Annotated in this window: 15 protein-coding genes; 10 read left to right on the forward strand and 5 right to left on the reverse strand. The window is 72.0% G+C overall.

From position 1 onward, the window contains the following. The first annotated feature begins 24 nt into the window (after positions 1-24). Together AB0J64_RS24785 and AB0J64_RS24790 are read left to right on the forward strand one after the other, a co-directional pair. Complete coding sequence (locus tag AB0J64_RS24785) at positions 25-2,052, forward strand: hydantoinase/oxoprolinase family protein (protein ID WP_364031006.1); 2,028 nt, start codon at positions 25-27, stop codon at positions 2,050-2,052. Continuing rightward, positions 2,049-3,677 (forward strand): hydantoinase B/oxoprolinase family protein, encoded by a 1,629-nt coding sequence (locus tag AB0J64_RS24790; protein WP_364031009.1) that lies wholly within the window; start codon positions 2,049-2,051, stop codon positions 3,675-3,677. The genes AB0J64_RS24785 and AB0J64_RS24790 overlap by 4 nt, the downstream gene beginning before the upstream one ends. Here the strand turns inward: AB0J64_RS24790 and AB0J64_RS24795 are convergent. Both AB0J64_RS24795 and AB0J64_RS24800 read right to left on the reverse strand, forming a co-directional pair. Next, positions 3,667-4,965, reverse strand: a complete 1,299-nt coding sequence (locus AB0J64_RS24795) for an MFS transporter (protein ID WP_364031012.1) — start codon at positions 4,963-4,965, stop codon at positions 3,667-3,669. The two genes, AB0J64_RS24790 and AB0J64_RS24795, sit on opposite strands and share 11 nt — an antisense overlap. Beyond that, positions 4,965-5,549 carry a helix-turn-helix domain-containing protein gene (locus AB0J64_RS24800; RefSeq protein WP_364031015.1) on the reverse strand — a complete coding sequence of 195 codons (585 nt, stop codon included), beginning with the start codon at positions 5,547-5,549 and terminating at the stop codon, positions 4,965-4,967. The genes AB0J64_RS24795 and AB0J64_RS24800 overlap by 1 nt, the downstream gene beginning before the upstream one ends. Positions 5,550-5,727: 178 nt before the next feature. Here AB0J64_RS24800 and AB0J64_RS24805 point away from each other — a divergent pair, with 178 nt between their 5' ends. Beyond that, positions 5,728-6,966, forward strand: a complete 1,239-nt coding sequence (locus AB0J64_RS24805; RefSeq protein WP_364031018.1) for a hypothetical protein — start codon at positions 5,728-5,730, stop codon at positions 6,964-6,966. On the opposite strand, the gene AB0J64_RS24810 is transcribed toward AB0J64_RS24805, so the two are convergent. Next, complete coding sequence (locus AB0J64_RS24810) at positions 6,960-7,793, reverse strand: metallophosphoesterase (protein ID WP_364031021.1); 834 nt, start codon at positions 7,791-7,793, stop codon at positions 6,960-6,962. The genes AB0J64_RS24805 and AB0J64_RS24810 overlap by 7 nt on opposite strands. Before the next feature lie 108 nt (positions 7,794-7,901). Between AB0J64_RS24810 and AB0J64_RS24815 the strand changes: the two genes are divergently transcribed. Beyond that, entirely contained in the window at positions 7,902-8,522 is a 621-nt protein-coding gene (locus AB0J64_RS24815; protein ID WP_364031024.1) for a YigZ family protein, read from the forward strand. On the opposite strand, the gene AB0J64_RS24820 is transcribed toward AB0J64_RS24815, so the two are convergent. Further along, positions 8,523-9,752: an isochorismate synthase gene (locus AB0J64_RS24820; protein WP_364031027.1), complete on the reverse strand. Its 1,230-nt coding sequence runs from the start codon at positions 9,750-9,752 to the stop codon at positions 8,523-8,525. It lies immediately after the preceding gene. Positions 9,753-9,969: 217 nt separating this feature from the next. Here AB0J64_RS24820 and AB0J64_RS24825 point away from each other — a divergent pair, with 217 nt between their 5' ends. Then, a complete protein-coding gene (locus tag AB0J64_RS24825) occupies positions 9,970-10,803 on the forward strand; it encodes an SGNH/GDSL hydrolase family protein (protein ID WP_364031030.1) in 834 nt (277 codons plus the stop codon). Here the strand turns inward: AB0J64_RS24825 and AB0J64_RS24830 are convergent. Continuing rightward, the gene (locus AB0J64_RS24830) at positions 10,800-11,513 is read right to left on the reverse strand and encodes an HNH endonuclease family protein (protein ID WP_364031033.1); all 714 of its coding nucleotides are present in this window, start codon (positions 11,511-11,513) and stop codon (positions 10,800-10,802) included. The genes AB0J64_RS24825 and AB0J64_RS24830 overlap by 4 nt on opposite strands. A 72-nt stretch (positions 11,514-11,585) precedes the next feature. Between AB0J64_RS24830 and crcB (AB0J64_RS24835) the strand changes: the two genes are divergently transcribed. From crcB (AB0J64_RS24835) to AB0J64_RS24855, 5 genes are all read left to right on the forward strand, one after another. Continuing rightward, positions 11,586-12,047 (forward strand): fluoride efflux transporter CrcB, encoded by a 462-nt coding sequence (gene crcB / locus AB0J64_RS24835; protein WP_364031036.1) that lies wholly within the window; start codon positions 11,586-11,588, stop codon positions 12,045-12,047. A 31-nt stretch (positions 12,048-12,078) separates the two neighbouring features. Continuing rightward, on the forward strand, positions 12,079-12,435 hold the full coding sequence (crcB, locus tag AB0J64_RS24840) for a fluoride efflux transporter CrcB (protein WP_364031039.1): 357 nt from the start codon (positions 12,079-12,081) through the stop codon (positions 12,433-12,435). Positions 12,436-12,573: 138 nt separating this feature from the next. Continuing rightward, positions 12,574-14,427 carry a translation factor GTPase family protein gene (locus AB0J64_RS24845; RefSeq protein ID WP_364031042.1) on the forward strand — a complete coding sequence of 618 codons (1,854 nt, stop codon included), beginning with the start codon at positions 12,574-12,576 and terminating at the stop codon, positions 14,425-14,427. Positions 14,428-14,513: 86 nt separating this feature from the next. Next, positions 14,514-14,642 carry a hypothetical protein gene (locus AB0J64_RS24850; protein ID WP_357613222.1) on the forward strand — a complete coding sequence of 43 codons (129 nt, stop codon included), beginning with the start codon at positions 14,514-14,516 and terminating at the stop codon, positions 14,640-14,642. A gap of 123 nt (positions 14,643-14,765) precedes the next feature. Further along, the gene (locus AB0J64_RS24855) at positions 14,766-17,876 is read left to right on the forward strand and encodes a PDZ domain-containing protein (protein ID WP_364031045.1); all 3,111 of its coding nucleotides are present in this window, start codon (positions 14,766-14,768) and stop codon (positions 17,874-17,876) included. The last annotated feature ends 46 nt before the right edge of the window (positions 17,877-17,922 follow it).

Raw genomic sequence — 17,922 nt, forward strand, 5'->3', positions numbered from 1 at the left:
CCGGGACCGCGTACGGTGCAGCGCATGAGTTATCGCGTCGCCATGGACATCGGCGGCACCTTCACCGACGTCGTGTGCTACGACGAGCGGAGCGGGGCCGTCACCGCCTCGAAGGCGCCCACCACTCCGGGAGACCTGGCCGAAGGCGTGTTCGCCGCGCTCGGCCGGGTCGTGGACGACCCCGCGGAGATCTCGTTCTTCGTGCACGGCACCACGCAGGGGCTCAACGCGCTGCTCGAGCGCAAGGGCGCCCGGGTGCTGCTGCTGGCGAGCCAGGGCGGCAGGGACGTCTACCAGATCGCCAGGGGCAACCGCGACCGCATGTTCGACCTCCGTTACCGCAAACCCGTGCCGCTCGTGCCGCGCCAGGACGTGATGGAGGCGGGCGGCCGGCTGGACTACCGGGGGCAGGAGCTCGTTCCCCTTGACGAGGAGGCGGTGCGGGCGGCGGCGCGGCGGGCGCGTGCGGAGGGGTTCGACGCGGTGGCCGTGTGCCTGCTGTTCTCCTACGCGAACCCGGCGCACGAGCTGCGGGCGGGCGAGATCCTGCGCGCGGAGCTGGGCGAGGACGTGCTGGTCGTGCTCTCGCACGAGGTGGCGCGGGAGTGGCGGGAGTACGAGCGGACCTCGTCGGCGGTGCTGGAGGCGTACACCGGGCCTGTCGTGCGGCGCTACCTGGCCAGGATCGAGCGGCGCTTCGCCGAGCGGGGCCTGGCGGTGCCGGTGCACGTGATGCAGTCGTCGGGCGGGCTGGTCAACGCCTCGTACGCGATGCGCAGACCGTTGCAGACGCTGCTGTCCGGACCGGTGGGCGGCACGATGGGCGGGGTCGCGGCGGGCAGGATGCTCGACAGAGGCAATGCCATCTGCGTCGACATGGGCGGCACGTCGTTCGACGTGTCGCTCGTGGTGAACGGGCGGCCCGACGTCAGCGCCGAGGCCCGCATCGAGGGCTACCCGGTGCTCATGCCGATCGTGAACCTGCACACCATCGGCGCGGGCGGCGGTTCGCTCGCCTACGCCGAGGCGGGCGCGCTGCGCGTGGGGCCCGAGTCCGCAGGCGCCGTGCCAGGACCGGCCTGTTACGGCAGGGGCGGCACGCGGGCCACGGTGACCGACGCGAACGTGGTGCTCGGGCGGGTGGACCCGGCGTGGTTCGCGGGCGGGCTGATGACGCTGGACGTGGAGGCGGCGGGTACGGCGATCGCCACGCTGGCCGGCGAGCTCGACCTCGATCCGCTGCTGCTCGCCGAGGGGATCTGCGACGTGGCCAACGCCAAGATGGCGCAGGCGATCCGCACGCTGACCGTGGAGCACGGGATCGAGCCCCGGGAGTTCGCGCTGGTGGCGTTCGGGGGCGCGGGGCCGATGCACGCCGCGTTCATCGCGCGGGAGCTGGGGATCTCCGAGGTGGTGGTGCCGCGCTTCCCCGGGGCGTTCTCGGCGTGGGGGATGCTGGAGGCCGACGTGCGCCGGGATCTGACGCATCCGTACTTCCGGCCGCAGGACGTGCTCGACGGCCCCGACATGGCTCGAAATTTCGCGACTTTGGGGGATGAGGCCCTCGCGGCGCTCTCCGCCCAGGGCGTGCCGGAGGAGCGGCGCCGGGTCGAGCACGCCGTGGACATGCGCTACGAGGGACAGGACTACACGCTCACCATCCCCCTTCGCGACGCGGCCGAGCCCGCCGGCCCCGGCTTCCTCGAGACGATCGCGGCCCGCTACGCCGAGGCGCACACCAGCCGCTACGGGCACGCCACCCCGGAGGCGCCGGTGGAGTTCGTCATGCTGCGCAGCACCGGGTTCGGCTCGTTCCCGCGTACCGCCGCCGCCGTGCCGGAGGTCCCCGAGGAGCAGGCCGGGCACGTACGGGACGTGATCTTCGACGGGGCCGTGCACCGCACGCCCGTACTGCGGCGCGCTGCCCTCGACGGCGAGCTGACCGGCCCCGCGATCGTGGTCGAGGAGACCGCGACCACGGTCATCCCGCCCGGCTGCGTGGCCACCGTGGACCCCAACGGCTTCCTCATCGTGAAGGTGGGCCCCCAGTGATCGACCCCGTCACCACCGAGATCATCCGCTGCGCCCTGCTCCAGGCGGCGGAGGACATGAACACCACCCTCATCCGCAGCTCCTACACCCCCGTCATCTACGAGGCCAAGGACTGCGCGGTCGCGCTGCTCGACCGTGACCACAACGTGCTGGGCCAGTCGTCCGGCCTGCCGATCTTCCTCGGCAACCTTGAGGTGTGCACCCGCGAGACCGAACGCCTGTACGGGCGGGAGGTCTGGCAGGAGGGCGACGTGTGGGTGCTCAACGACTCCTACATCGGCGGCACCCACCTCAACGACGTCACCGTCTACGGGCCGATCTTCGTGGAGGGGGAGCTGGCGGGGTTCGCGGCGTCGCGGGCCCACTGGCTGGACGTCGGCTCCAAGGACCCCGGCGGCTCCATGGACTCGACGTCGATCTTCCAGGAGGGCCTGCGGATGGGCCCGGTGAAGGCGTACGCGGGCGGCGAGCCCTGCCGCGACCTGCACGAGCTGATCGCCCGCAACGTACGCTTCCCGCACGCCACGCTCGGCGACCTGCGCGCCCAGGTGAGCTGCGCCATGACCGGCCAGCGGCGGCTGAAGGAGATCGTCTCCCGGTGGGGCCTGGAGACGGTGCTGGCGGCCCGCGACGAGATCTTCGCCCAGACCGAGCGCCTGGAGCGCGCGGCCATCGCGGCCATCCCCGACGGCGTCTACGAGGCGTCCGGCTACCTCGACAACGACGGCATCGACCTGGACACCCCCCTTCCCGTCAACGTCACGGTCGCGGTGTCGGGCGAGTCGATGCACGTCGACCTGACCGACTGCGCCGACCAGGCGACCGGCCCGGTCAATTGCGGCGCGGCCCAGGCCGTGGCCGCCGTCCGCGTCGGCTACAAGCTGCTGGTCTCGGGTGACGTGCCGCTCAACGGGGGCTCGTTCCGGCCGCTGTCGGTGGAGACGCGGCCCGGCTCGATGCTGGCCGCCGAGTCGCCCGCCGCCTGCCAGTACTACTACTCGCACCTGGGGCTCCTCATCGACCTGGTGGTCAAGGCGCTGGCGCCCGTGCTGCCGGACAAGGCGGCCGCGGCCTCGTACGGGGACTCGATGATCGTGCAGTTCACCGGCACGGACCCGCGTACCGGCAAGCTGTACGTCTCCCAGGAGGCCACGGTCGGCGGCTGGGGCGCCTGGGAGGGCGGCGACGGCGAGGACTGCCTGATCAACAACGTCAACGGCGCTCTGCGGGACATGCCCATCGAGGTGCTGGAGACCCTGTTCCCGGTGCGCGTGCGCCGCTACGAGGTCCGCCCGGGCACCGGCGGCGCGGGGCAGTGGCGGGGCGGTAACGGGGCGGTGCGCGAGTACGAGTTCTGCGGGGACACCTCGCTGTCGCTGTGGTTCGAGCGCTCGGTCACCCCGGCCTGGGGCCTGGCCGGCGGCGAGCCGGGCGCGCCGCCGCGCGTCACCCTCAACCCGGGCACCCCGGACGCCCGCGAGCTGCTCAAGGTGAACGCCCTGCCGGTCACGGCCGGGGACGTGCTGCGCTGCGAGACGGGCGGGGGCGGCGGCTACGGCCCCGCCGGGCACCGCTCCCACACGGCCACGGCCGCCGACCTGGCCCAGGGCATGATCAACCGCTGAGCCGGTCACCCACCGTACCGGTGCTCTGCTCCGGCGCCGGTACGGCCGGGGGACCCTGCCCGCGCAGCCGGTCCATCTCCCGCCATTCGCGACGCAGCCCGGTCAGACTCGTGGTGAGCGCGTAGGCGACACCGGACACCAGCAGGACGGGCGCCAGGCCCACCGCCGTCACGGCGGCCCCGCCCAGCAGCCCGCCCAGCGGGATGCCGGCCCAGGCCAGCGAGTCCTTCAGGGCGTTCACCCGGCCCAGCAGGTGGCGGGGCACCCGCTCGTACGAGATCGCGCCCAGGATCGGGTTGAGAAAACCGCCGGCGAACCCGCACACCGCGAACACGGACACCAACGCCCACACCGGCGCGTCCGTGGCCAGGATGAGGAAGCGCGGCAGTCCGGCGATCAGGAACGCCACGAAGAACACCGGCCTGCGCCGCATCCGGTGCGCCACCATGGCGGCCACCAGGCTGCCCCCGATCGCGGTCAGCCCCATCACGCTGCTGTTCAGCCCGAGGACGGCGGGTCCGTGGCCGGACTCCTTCGCCCACACGGGCGCGAGCACCTGGCTGAAGGCCGCGTCCAGCAGGTTCGTGACGCCCACCATGACGACGATCGCGAGCAGCAGCGGCTCGCCGCGCAGGAACGCGGAGCCCTGGCCGAACCGTCGCCAGTACCCCTCCTGCCGCTCTTCCGGCGCGGGGGAGCGGTGCCCCATGCCGCGCGGCAGCGCCGCGGCCACGACCGCCGAGCCGAGCGCGAAACAGACCGCGCTGATGACCAGGCTGGCCAGCGGGCCGAGCAGCGCCACCATCGCGCCGCCCAGCCCGGGACCCACCGTCGAGGCCAGCCGGTCCATCACGCCCATCAGCCCGGTGGCCCGCTCCAGCGGCACCCGCCCACGCTCGGCGGCCTCCGGGACCATGATCTCCTTGGCCAGGTCCCCGGGCCCGCGGGCCGCGCCGATCACCGCGACCAGCGCGATGAGGACGCCCAGCGGCAGCAGGTGGGCCGCGTGCAGCAGGACCACCGCGGCGGCCGCAGAGGCGCTCACGACGTCGGCGACCCACGAGATCCGGCGTGGCCCAGCCCGGTCGACGAGCGGCCCGGTCAGCGCCTTGACCAGCACATACGGGGCCATCTCCGCGAACGCCACCACCCCCGTCAACGCGGCGCTCCCGGTGCTCGTCAGCACGAACCAGGGCAGCGCGATGGCCGACACGCGAGTCGCGGTCGTCGAGACGGTCATGGCCGCGAGCACCCCGGCCATCGGCCGTAAGGACCGGCGCGGCTCCATCACGGCTCCTCCGGGTCGTCGAGCTCGGGCAGCACCTGCGGCATCAGGTAGACCCGGACCGCGTCCGGCGGCGCCTCCTCGCCGTCACGCCGGTAGCGTGCGACGAGCTCGCTGAGGTCCTCGCGCAGCTGCCCCGCCTCCTCCAGGGTGAGGCGGAACGCGTAGGAGCTGAGGTCGAGGACGCGCCGCCACGGCTCGGGCATGGTCTGCATCTCGTTGAGCGCCTGCTGGGTGCGCAGGTTGTACAGGGCGGCGATGGACTGCATGTACGCCAGCACCGCCTCGGGCTCGCGCTCCGACAGCCCGCCCTCGTCGATGAGGCGCGTCGTCCGGTGGATCGAGCGCCACCAGCGCTCCCGCGCGTTGCCGCGCTCGGCGTCCTCCTCGACGAACCCGGCGGCGGCGAGCCTGCGCAGGTGATAGCTGGCCGTCCCCGAGTTCACCCCCAGGCGTTCGGCCAGGCGGGTGGCGGTGGACGGGCCGTGCTTGCGCAGCAGGTCCACGAGCTGCACCCGTACGGGATGGGCGAGTGCCCGCAGGCCCTTGGCGTCGAGGACGACCACGTTCTCAGGGGATGGCGTCATGACGGGAAGCCTAAACCGCAAACACTTCTTCGCAAAGAGTTCTTCGCGAAGAAGTGTTTGCGGTTTTCGCGCCCGAAAAGAGATCAACAACCGCCCTCCACCCGGCGAGAATGATCATCACGGGGACGCTCGGGGGTGCCGCGTCTCCGGTGACATCGTTCTGACGGAAGGACCGACAGTGCGTCATTCACCGACCCGCCTGCTCGCCGGCGGGGCCGCTCTCGCCATGGCCGTGACGGGGGCCGCCATCCTCATGCCGACGGCGCCCGCCGCGGCCGCGAGGGTCGAGGCGGTCTGCGCCGACACCGCCGCCGACGCCCAGACGCTGCAGGCCGCGATCGACTCCTCCAAGGAGGGCGACGAGGTCGTCATCAAGGGCCCGTGCCTGATCAACGCCACGATCAGCCTGCCGGACCGGCGTACGTACCGGGGCGACGCCAAGGCCGGGGCGGTGCTCAGGCAGGCCGACGGCGCCAACCTGCCCGCGGTGCTCGCCTCCGAGGGGTGGGTGAAGAACACCGAGTACAGCGGCGACACGATCCGCGTCGAGAAGCTCACGATCGACGGCAACCGGGACCACAACAGCGGCACCGTGGGGCTGCTGCTGCGCTCGTGGAACACCCGCGTGTACGACGTGGACATCTACGGCACGCCCTCCGACGGCATCCGCATCAGCAACCCGTCGCAGAACGGCACGCTGCTGAAGAACACCATGGTCAACAGCGTCATCAGCGACGTCTACATCGAGGGCGCCGCCGAGGCGGGGCTGCGGGTCGTCGACCCCGGCAACTCGGTCACCGACTGGACGCTGCAGCGCTCCTGGATCGGCTTCAGCGGCACGCACGCCATCCAGAGCGACAACGCGGCCGGCTGGACGCTCAGCGACCTGCACCTGTACGCGACGCCGAAGAACGCCATCGACGCCCACCGCTGCTTCGGCACCTCGATCCAGAACAACTACATCGAGGACTTCGGCGCCGAGAGCACGGCGAACCAGACGTACTACGGCATCCGCTGCGACCTCCAGGGCGAGGCGAACACGACGATCACCGCCAACCGGATCCACAAGTTCCTGCCGCCGCCGGACGCGCTGGTGGCGCTACGCAAGGAGCTGGGCAAGGCCCGGCGGGAGGGCTCGGCGCCGCCGGAGCGCACGTTGACCACGGCCGGGCCGCTGCCGCCTGACGTGAACTTCGTCTACCTCGCGCTGGACGCGGTCAACTACGGCATCGGCCACGCGGCGATCACCGGCAACACCATCCTCGGGCACGGCACCAAGCGTGAGACGGGCATCCTGCTCACCAAGGGCGACGGGGAAGGCGAGTCGATGTCCGTCGCCTCCAGCGGCAACCTGATCGACGGCATCGGGGTGCCGCGCAAGATCGGCCGGGGCGTGAAGGTCACCAGGGGCTACTGAAGGACCTCGCGCAGCAGCTTGGGGCCGCCCGGCCGGGGACGCCACTCCCTGGGGTAGCCGAGCGACACCTCCTCGAAACGCACGCCGTCGTACCAGGTGACGCGCGGGATGTGGAGGTGGCCGTAGATCACGGCGGCGGTCCGGTGGCGGATGTGCCAGTCTCCGGTGGCCGTCGTGCCGCACCACTGGGCGAACTCCGGATAGCGCAGGATGTCGGTCGGCTCGCGTACCAGGGGATAGTGGTTCACGAAGACCAGCGGCACGTCGTCGAGCCCGGCCAGCCGCCGCTCGGTCGCCTCCAGCCTGGCCCGGCACCACGCCTCACGGCTCGGGTACGGGTCGGGGTGCAGGAGGTACTCGTCGGTGCAGACGATCCCGGTGCTGTGGGCGTACGCGAGCGCGCTCTCCTTGGTGTGGTGGCCGGGCGGCCGGAACGTGTAGTCGTAGAGCAGGAAGAGCGGCACGATCCGGACCGGCCCGCCCGCCCCCTCCCACACGGGGTAGTCGTCCTCCGGGGTGAGCACGCCGAGGTCCCTGCACATGCCGACCAGGTGCTCGTAGCGGGCGGCGCCGCGCAGGTCCGGCGAGTCGTCCGGCGGGGTCCACAGCTCGTGGTTGCCCGGCACCCACACGACCCGTTCGAACCGGCCCGCCAGCAGCCCCAGCGCCCAGGCGATGTCGGCCAGCCGCTCGCCGACGTCGCCCGCGACCAGCAGCCAGTCGCCGGGGGTGACCGGTTTCAGCTCCTGCACGATGGCCCGGTTCTCGGCATAGCCGACGTGCAGGTCGCTGATGGCCAGCAACCTGCTCTCGCCTTGTCTGGGCAACGGGCGTACCTCCTTCGCGCGTGACTACGAGCATGCCACGCCGCAGGCGGGCCTCACAGGATGCGGGCGGTGCCCTCGCCGCCGCCGCAGCCGAATACGCTGTCGAATGTGCCCGCGCCGTACCTCACCCTCGCCACCGTCGTCGAGCACGAGACGGAGGCCAAGCGCTCGCGCTTCATCTGCGCCCTGGCGCCCGCGCGCAGCGTCGAGGAGGCGGTCGCGTTCATCGGCGAGCGGCGGCAGAAGCATCCCGGCGCGACCCACAACTGCACCGCCTACGTCATCGGGCAGCGGATCCAGAAGGGCGACGACGACGGCGAGCCCGGCGGCACCGCGGGCACGCCGATGGTGCAGGCCCTGGTGGGCAGGGGGTTCAGCGACGTGGTCGCCGTGGTGACCCGCTACTTCGGCGGCACCCTGCTGGGGGCGGGCGGCCTGGTGCGCGCGTACGGCTCCGCCGTGACCGAGACCCTCGACCGGGCCGAGCCGGTGCGGATGGTGCCGGCCAAGCTCGTACGCGTCGCGGTGGCGCACGACCAGGCCGGGCGGGTGGAGAACGACCTGCGGGCCTCCCGCCACCCGGTGCGCGAGGTGACGTACGCGGGCGAGGTCACCTTCGCCGTCGCGGTGGGCGAGGACGAGGTGGCGCCGTTCGCCGACTGGGTGGCCACGCTGACGGCCGGCCGGGCCCGCGTGGACGTGGGTGACGACATCCACGTTCCCGCCTGATCATCCCTCCAGGGCGTACTGCATGACGCGGAACTTGGCCTGGGCCTCGGCCAGCTCGGCGGCCGGGTCGGAGTCGCCCATGATGCCGCCGCCCGCGAACAGGCGGGCGCGGCGGCCCTGGATGAGCCCCGAGCGCAGCGCGATGCCCCACTCGCCGTCGCCGTGGGCGTCGATCCACCCGACGGGTCCGGCGTACCCGGCCCGGTCCATGCCCTCCAGCTCCCGGATGACCTCGATCGCGGTGCGGGTCGGGGTGCCGCCGACGGCGGCCGTGGGGTGCATGGCCGCGACCACGTCCAGGACGGAAGCCCCGTCGGCCAGCCGCCCGCTGACATGGCTGGCCAGGTGCTGCACGTTGGGCAGCACCAGCAGCTCCGGCTCGTCGGGCGTCTCCAGCAGGGAGCAGAGCGGGGCGAGGGTCTGGCGGACCGAGGCGATCGCGCACTCGTGCTCGTGGCGGTCCTTGGCCGAGGCGAGCAGCGCGGCCCCGCGCGCGAAGTCGTCGGCCGGGCCGGTGCCGCGGGCGGTGGTGCCGGCCAGCACGAGCGACTCGATCTCCTGGCCCGTACGCCGGATCAGCAGCTCGGGCGTCGCCCCGACGAGCCCGGCGACGGAGAACGTGTAGCACTCGGGATAGCGCCGGGCCAGCCGCGTGAGCAGCAGCCGCACGTCGATGGGCCGCTCGGCGGTGGCGACCAGGTCGCGGGCCAGCACGACCTTCTCCAGCTCGCCTTCACGGATGCGCTTGGCGGCCCTGGCCACGACCTCCTCCCACTCCGGCGCGGTCAGGCTGCCGTCGCCGTAGCGGATGCGGCCGGGGTCGCGGACGGGGGAGAACGTCTCCAGCGGCGCGTCGCCGATCGTGGTGAGCCAGGCGTGGCCGCCGCGTCGGGCCAGCACGGCGCGCGGGACGACCAGGACGGAGCCGTGGGCGTCCTCGTCGAAGGTGAAGCTGCCGAAGGCGACCGGGCCGGAGCCGGGCGTGCGCACGGCGTCGTCCACGTGGGCGTCGCCGAACACCGTGGCCAGCCACTGGCGGGCCCAGGCGAACCTGCCGGGACCAGGGGGCACGGCCACCCGTGCGGCCTGTCCCCAGCCGACGAGGCCCTCACCGTTCCTGACCCAGGCGTAGGGCGCCGTCCTGGGCAGAGATGCCAGCAGGTCGCCCGGGTCACCTACGGGGGTGGTGCGAACCGGCAGCGGGCGGGTTGTTCCGAGCGCGACACTCACCCAAGACACTCTATGCGGGAACTGAACACGTTCGACTCGGACCCCCGTGAATGCGAGGTTACGGACAACAACCCGAAAAAACGTGGGGGCTAGACCCGAATTCGCCCCGACCTGATCGCGTCCGGCCTGTCAAGCGGCGATATGAAGTCGGTCCTGAAATCACAGACCTTGCCGGAACGCCATAGCCGGTCGTTGATCCACTTCCTACCTTGGGTCCATGATCCGTCGCCTGGGCTCCGCGCTCACCGCAGTGATTCTCGTCTCGTCCACCGGTCCGGCGCAGGCCGCGACGGGTGAAGCCGTGCCCGCGGTCATGGCTGCGCTCGGCGACTCGATCTCCACCGGCTTCAACGCCTGCGGCCTCTACATCTCCTGCACCGCGCGCTCCTGGTCGACCGGCGACTACCAGCAGGTGGCCAGCCACTACCTGCGCCTGTCCAAGATGTCTGGAACGCTCCAGAAGCACAACCTCAACTTCGCCGCCCCCGGATCGACCAGCGCCGACCTGCTGGGTCAGGTCCGCAAGGCGGTCGAGGCCAAGGCCGACTACGTGACGATCCTCGTGGGCGCCCAGGACGCGTGCACCCGCACCGAGCAGGCCATGACGCCCGTCGCGACCTACCGGCAGCGGCTGGACACGGCGCTGGCCGAGCTGCGCGCCGGGCTTCCCGCGGTCAGGGTGTTCATCGCCAGCATCCCCGACCTGCGGCGGCTGTGGAAGGTCGGCAAGGCCAGCGCGCTCGCGCGGACGTTCTGGACGGTGGGCCACATCTGCCAGACCATGCTCGCCAGGCCCGACTCGGCCAAGCAGGCCGACGTCCAGCGCCGTGACCGGGTGCGGGCGCGGGTGATGGCCTACAACCACGAGGCGGCCGAGGCGTGCGCCGCCTTCGGCGCCGCCTGCCACACCGACGGCGGGGCCGTGTTCTCGTTCCCCTTCACGCTCGACCACGTCAGCAAATGGGACTACTTCCACCCGAACACGGCCGGGCAGCAGATCATGGCGAAGCTCACGTTCGAGCACGGCTTCACCTGGATCGACCCCCGCTAACGACACTGGTCGATCATCATCTTCTTGTCGGCCGTCCGGACGGGCACGTCGTACTTGAGCGCGACCTGCGCGAAGCGGGTGACGTACGCGCAGCGGATGAGCCGCTGCGGCGGCAGCCAGCTCGCCGGCCCCGAGGCGTCCTTCTGCTCGTTCGCCTCCCCGTCCACGGGCAGCAGGTTCAGCGGGTCGTTGGCGAAGTCCAGCCGCTTGGACATCGGCCAGCGCGGCGCGCCCATGCGCCAGGCGTAGTTCAGCGGCACCACATGATCGACCTGCACCTCGTCGGCATCGGCCTTGCGCCAGTAGATGGTCCTGCCGGTGTAGGGGTCGGTCAGCTCCATGGAGACGACCTCGCAGCTGGAGCCGGCCCGGTACTTCACGTTCTGGCCGTCGCGGGCCAGCAGGTCGTCGCGGGTGCGGCAGCCGTTGCGCGCGTACGGCACGCCGATCGCGCTGTCGGCCCAGTTCTCGCCGTACCGGGTGCGTTCGTATCCGGTGTTGGGGCCTAAGCCCTTCACGCGCAGACGCTTGATGAGGGCGCGTGCTCTGGCCTTGTCGGCGTCGGAGATGATGGGTGCCAGGCCGGGCAGCGTGCCGCTGGCGTTGCCGAGCGGGCTCGCCGCGGTGGCCGGATGGGTCTTGGTAGTGCCGACGAGGGAAACGACGATGATGGCTCCCGCTAGAAGGGCAATGGCGTCCTTCGTGCTCAAGCAGGCCTCCGCGCATCCAAGGTTGTCTAGAGAAATTCCCGGCATCGAATGTTTTGACACGGGGAGGGTTGTGTGACTGATCGTCCGATCGATCCGGACGTCGATCTCCATATCCCGGCGCAGCGTACCGAGCTGCACTGGCCCGTGCTCGCGGCGATCGCGGCGGGTGGCGCGCTGGGCGCCCTGGCGCGCTACGGCCTGCAGTCGGCGCTGCCCGCCGGGCCGGCGGACTTCCCGTGGGCGACCTTCCTGGTCAACGTGTCGGGCTGCCTGCTGATCGGGGTGCTGATGGTGATGATCACGGAGGTGCGGCAGGCACACCGGCTCGTGCGGCCGTTCCTGGGCGTGGGGGTGCTGGGCGGGTACACGACCTTCTCGACGTACGCGGTGGACGTCCAGCGGGCGGTCGCGGCGGGCGCGCCGCTGACGGGCCTGGTCTACCTGGCGGCCACGATGGCCGCGGCGCTCGTGGCCGTGGCCGCGGGCATGTGGCTGACCAGGCGGATCGCCGGGATACCCGCGGGGGTGCGATGAGGGCGCTGCCGGCCGTCGCGGGGGGCGTGCGATGACGGTGCTGCTGATCGTTCTGGGCGCGGCGGCCGGGGCGCCGCTGCGCTATCTGGCGGACCGGGCGGTGCAGGCGCGGCACGACACGGTGTTCCCGTGGGGGACGCTGGCGGTGAACGTGTGCGGGTCGGCGCTGCTCGGCTTCCTGGCCGCGCTGCCCGCGGGAGGCGGGTTCATGGCGCTGGCGGGCACCGGGTTCTGCGGGGCGCTGACGACGTACTCGACGTTCGGGTACGAGACGGTGCGGCTGATGGAGGAGGGCGCGCGCTTCCACGCGGTGGCCAACGCCGCCGCCAGCGTGGTGGCCGGGCTCGGCGCGGCCTACTGCGGCGCGGCCCTGGCCCAGGCCCTGTGAAAATCGTTGGCCCCCGCCCGGTGAGCGGTGGCACCATGGGCGGCGCATCCGCCCGCCGACGACAGGAGCATGAGATGCGGTGCCTCGGAATCTCCCAGCGCCCCATTGGCACGAGAGTTCCCGAGGGCTCCACCACTCATGCACATCCTCAACATCGGCATCCTCGCGCACGTAGACGCGGGCAAGACCAGCCTCACTGAGCGACTGCTGTTCGAGACCGGCGTCATCGACCGGCTCGGCAGCGTCGACGAGGGCAGCACACAGACCGACAGCGGCGAGATCGAGCGCCGTCGCGGCATCACCATCCGCGCGGCCGTCGCCTCATTCCGTATCGGCGACCTGCGGGTCAACCTGGTCGACACACCCGGCCACAGCGACTTCGTGGCCGAAGTGGAGCGCGCGCTCGGCGTGCTCGACGGCGCCGTGCTGGTGCTGTCGGCCGTCGAGGGCGTTCAGCCGCACACCCGGGTCCTGATGAAGACCCTGCGCAAGCTGCGCCTGCCCACGCTGATCTTCGTGAACAAGATCGACCGGGCCGGCGCAAGGGAGCGGGAGCTGCTGGCCGACATCCGGCGGCGGCTCTCGCCGTACAGCGTCGCCCTGAACACCGTGCGGCGCATCGGCTCCAAGGCGGCCACCACCGCCGAGATCGCCTCCCCGCAGGAGGCGGCCGAGGTGCTCGCCGAGCGGGATGACGGGCTGCTGGAGCTGCTCGTCGAGGGCAAGGCGCCCGACTTCGGCGAGGTGCGCGCGGCGCTGGCGCGGCAGTGCGCCGCCGGGGAGGCGTATCCGGTGCTGTTCGGCTCGGCGCTGACCGGGCAGGGCGTCGCCGAGCTGCTCGACGGCATCCACCTGCTGCCGGCCGTGCGCCGGCCCGACGCGGACCCGGGGGAGGCGGCGCGGGCGTCGGTGTTCGCGATCGAGCGGGCGCCGTCCGGCGAGAAGGTCGCCTACCTGCGGGTACGCGGGGGAGCGCTCCGCGCGCGCGAGCACCTGACCTTCCACCGGGGGACAGAGACCTACGACGGGCGGCTGACCGCCCTGGCCGTCGCGGGCGCGCCCGAACGGCGCCACGCGCTGGCGGGGGACATCGTGAAGGTCTGGGGCGTACCCGAGATCCGCGTCGGCGACCATGTGGGCGAGCCGCCGGGTGTTCATCAGGCCCATTTCACCCCGCCCAGCCTGGAGACCGTCGTACGGCCCCGGGTGCCCGGCCAGGAGCCTCGCCTGCACGCCGCCCTGCTCGCGCTGGCCGAGCAGGATCCGCTCATCGGCACCCGCACGCTGGCCGGCGGCGAGACCTCGGTCCTGCTCTACGGTGAGGTGCAGAAGGAGGTCATCGGCGAGACCCTGGCCAGGGACTTCGGCGTCGAGGCGGTCTTCGAGCCGAGCCGTCCCGTCTACTTCGAACGCCCGTCGGGCGCCGCGGAGGCCGTCCAGGAGATCCAGCGCCACGGCCGCAACGAGTTCGTGGCCACTGTCGGCCTGCGCGTCGAACCGGGCTCGAAAGGCTCCGGCGTCGGCTACCGGCTGGAGGTCGATCTCGGGTCGCTGCCGCTGGCGTTCCACCGGGCGATCGAGGAGAGCGTGCGCCTGGCGCTGCGCGAGGGCCCGCACGGCTGGCCGGTCACCGATGTCGTGGTCACGCTGACCAGGACCGGATACGACTCTCCCGTCACGGTCGCGGCCGACTTCCGCGGCCGCACGCCGATCGTGCTCATGCGCGCGCTGCGCCTGGCGGGCACGACCGTGTACGAGCCGTGCCACCGCTTCGAGCTGGAGGTGCCGCTGGAGGCGTTCAGCGCGGTCACCGCCGGGCTCGCGGCGCTGGGCGGCGAGGTACGCGACGCCCGGCACCGCGACGACACCTGGATGCTGGAGGGCGAGATCCCGGCGGCCTCGGTGCACGAGTTCGAGCGGCGGCTGCCGGGGCTGTCGCACGGCGAAGGGGTGTGGTGGTCCACGCCCGCCGGAGACCGGAGCACCCGATAGGCGGTATGTCGGGTTTCAGCGATAGATGGGTATTAAGAGGCACAGTGCACCATTCGGGGGCACACGTCCGTACAGGGGGGATTCCCATGGCAGACACGAAGAAGAAACCCGCCGCGAAGTCCGGCAAGTCCAAGAAGCAGGCCATCAAGACCAGCAGGCAGGCCAAGGAGACCAAGAGGGAGACGCCACGGAAGACGTCCACGGACGAGGAATGACCCCTCCCGCCTGCCCGGCCGGACGGCTGGGCGGCAGCGGTGACTCGTCTGACCCGAGTGACATGATCTGACAGCCGGGGGCCTCGCGCTCCCGGCTGTCGATTCGATCGTGGAGCTGCCCTCATGTCGGCCTACCTGCGCTTCCCCGCTGTCTTCCAGGACGTGGTCGTCTTCGCCGCCGAGGACGACCTGTGGATGGTGTCCGCCCAGGGCGGACGGGCCTTCCGGCTGACCGCCGGGCTCGCCGAGGCGGGCTATCCACGCATCTCGCCGCGCGGCGACCGGCTCGCGTTCGTCGGGCGCGAGGAGGGCCCGGAAGAGGTGTACGTCATGCCGTCCGGCGGCGGCGCGGCCCGCCGGGTCACCTTCCACGGCGCCCGCTGCACGGTCACCGGCTGGGACCCCGAAGGGCGCATCCTCTACGCCAGCGACGCCGCCCAGCCGTTCGAGGGCCGCAAATGGCTGCACCGCGTCGCGCCGGGCGGCGTCCCGGAGCGGCTCCCGTACGGACCGGCCAACTCGATCGCGTACGGCCCAGAAGGCATGATCGTGCTCGGCCGCAACACCGCCGACCCCGCGCGGTGGAAGCGCTACCGCGGCGGCACGGTCGGCGACCTGTGGATCGACCCGCGCGGCGACGGCGAGTTCCGCCGGCTGATCAGGCTGCCGGGAAACCTGGCCTCGCCCTGCTGGAGCGGCGGCCGGGTGTGCTTCATCTCCGACCACGAAGGCGTCGGCAACGTCTACTCCTGCACCCCCGACGGCCAGGACCTGCGCAAGCACACCCACCACGACGACTACTACGCGCGCAACCTGTCCGGCGACGGGCACCGGCTGGTCTACCACGCGGGCGCCGACCTCTACCTGCTCGAGCCCGGTGAGCCGGCGCGCCGGCTCGACGTGTCGCTGGCCAGCTCCAGGACCCAGCGCAACCGCAGGTTCGTCGATCCCGCCGATTACCTCGACAGCGCCACGCTCAGCCCCGACGGCAGCGCGCTGGCCGTCACCGCGCGCGGCAAGGCGTACGCGATGGCCGACTGGGAGGGGCCCGTGCAGCAGTACGGCTCGCCCGACGGCGTCCGCTACCGGTTCCTGACCTGGCTCAACGACGGCGCCCGGCTCATCGCGGCGGCCAGCGACGACGGCGACGAGGAGCGCCTGGTCATCCTCGAGGGCCACGAGGGCGGGGGCGGCACGGAGGTGGCCAGGCTGGGCCGGGTCAACGCCCTCGTCCCCGACCCGGCGCACGACCGGGTGGCCGTCGTCAACCACCGCCACGAGCTGCACCTGCTCGACCTGGCCACCGGCCGGTCGGACCTGGTCGAGGCCAACCCGCACGGCGCGCCGGAGGACCCGGCCTGGTCGCACGACGGGCGGTGGCTGGCCTACACAAGCCCGCTCAGCCCGCGCTCCAGCGCGATCAAGCTGTACCACCCCGAGTCGGGGCGGACGGTGCAGGCCACCGAGCCGGTGCTGAAGGACTCGATGCCGGCGTTCGACCCGGAGGGCCGCTACCTCTACTTCATCGGCCAGCGGACCTTCTCGCCCGTCTACGACCAGCTCCAGTTCGACCTGGGCTTCCCGCTCGGCACCCGCCCGTACGCGGTGGCGCTGCGCGCGGACGTGCCTGACCCGTTCGTGCCGGTCCAGCGGCCTCTGGGGGAGAAGGACGAGGACGACTCCGACGAGGAGGAGGAGCCGCTGCGCGTGGACCTGGACGGGCTGTCCCGGCGCGTCACCGCGTTCCCGCTGCCCGAGGGGCGCTACGAGCGGGTGGCCGGGCTCAAGGGCAAGGTGCTGATCCTGACCAGCCCGCTCGAGGGCGAGAACTCCCTGCACCTGTACGACTTCACCACGGGCAAGAACGAGCATTTCGCCGACGGCGTCACCGACTTCGAGCTGGGCCGCGACCACAAGACGCTGCTCTACCGCGCGGACTCCAGGCTGCGCGTGGTCAAGGCGGGCGAGGCGCCCGGCGACGAGGAGGCGCCGGGGCGCGAGAGCGGCTGGATCGACCTGTCACGGATCAAGGTGTCGGTCTGCCCGGAGGCGGAGTGGCGGCAGATGTTCCGCGAGGCGTGGCGGCTGCAGCTGGAGAACTTCTGGACCGAGGACATGGCGGGCGTCGACTGGCCGGCCGTCTACGACCGCTACCGGCCCCTGGTGGAGCGGGTCACGACCCGCGGCGAGTTCTCCGACCTGCTGTGGGAGCTGCACGGAGAGCTCGCCACGAGCCACGCCTTCGAGAGCGGCGGCGAATACCGCCCAGGCCCCGACTACAGCCAGGGCAAGCTGGGCGTTGACTGGGACTACCGCGACGGCGTCTACCACATCCGCTCCATCGTGACCGGTGACCCGTGGGATCCCCAGGCGACCTCGCCGCTGAACCGGCTCGGTCTCGACGTACGTACGGGCGACGCGGTCCTCGCCATCAACGGCGCGCCCATCGGAACGGCCGCCACCCCCAACGAGCGCCTGGTCAACCAGGCCGGCGAGGAGGTCGAGCTGACGCTGCGCCGGGAGGACCGGGTGTTCACGGTCACCGTGCGCACGCTCGCCGACGAGCAGCCGGCCCGCTACCGCGACTGGGTGAACCTCAACCGCGCCGAGTGCCACCGGCGCTCCGGCGGGCGCGTGGGCTATCTGCACGTGCCCGACATGGGGGCCGAGGGGTTCGGGGAGTTCCACCGGGGGTTCCTGGCCGAGTACGGCCGCCAGGCGCTCATCGTGGACGTGCGCTTCAACGGCGGCGGCCACGTCTCGGCGCTGCTGCTGGAGAAGCTGGCCAGGCGGCGGCTCGGCTACGACTACCCGCGCTGGGGCGACCCGGAGCCGTACCCGCCGGAGTCGCCGCGCGGGCCGCTCGTGGCGATCACCAACGAGTGGGCGGGCTCCGACGGCGACATCTTCAGCCACACCTTCAAGGTGCTGAAGCTGGGCCCGCTGGTCGGCAGGCGCACCTGGGGCGGCGTCATCGGCATCTGGCCGCGCCACCAGCTCGCCGACGGCACGGTGACGACGCAGCCGGAGTTCTCCTTCGCCTTCGACGACGTCGGCTGGCAGGTCGAGAACTACGGCACCGATCCCGACATCGAGGTCGACATCACCCCGCAGGACTACGCCAGAGGCGTGGACACGCAGCTGGAGCGGGCCATCGACGTCGCGCTCGACCTGCTCACCGAACGGCCGCCGCACACTCCTGATCCCCGGCATAGGCCGCGCATGCAACCTTAGGGACATTGCAAGCGTCTAAAGATCATAGGTGGGGTTAGCACATAGG

Origin of the sequence: Nonomuraea sp. NPDC049695 (genome assembly GCF_040674955.1) — a bacterium.
GTDB lineage: Bacteria > Actinomycetota > Actinomycetes > Streptosporangiales > Streptosporangiaceae > Nonomuraea > Nonomuraea helvata.

Coding starts and splice junctions, on each gene's coding strand:
- AB0J64_RS24850 (WP_357613222.1), top strand. CDS start 14,514: ATGGCAGACACGAAGAAGAAACCCGCCGCGAAGTCCGGCAAGTCCAAG.
- AB0J64_RS24855 (WP_364031045.1), top strand. CDS start 14,766: ATGTCGGCCTACCTGCGCTTCCCCGCTGTCTTCCAGGACGTGGTCGTC.
- crcB (WP_364031039.1), top strand. CDS start 12,079: ATGACGGTGCTGCTGATCGTTCTGGGCGCGGCGGCCGGGGCGCCGCTG.
- AB0J64_RS24800 (WP_364031015.1), bottom strand. CDS start 5,549: ATGACGCCATCCCCTGAGAACGTGGTCGTCCTCGACGCCAAGGGCCTG.
- AB0J64_RS24785 (WP_364031006.1), top strand. CDS start 25: ATGAGTTATCGCGTCGCCATGGACATCGGCGGCACCTTCACCGACGTC.
- AB0J64_RS24845 (WP_364031042.1), top strand. CDS start 12,574: ATGCACATCCTCAACATCGGCATCCTCGCGCACGTAGACGCGGGCAAG.
- AB0J64_RS24795 (WP_364031012.1), bottom strand. CDS start 4,965: ATGGAGCCGCGCCGGTCCTTACGGCCGATGGCCGGGGTGCTCGCGGCC.
- AB0J64_RS24825 (WP_364031030.1), top strand. CDS start 9,970: ATGATCCGTCGCCTGGGCTCCGCGCTCACCGCAGTGATTCTCGTCTCG.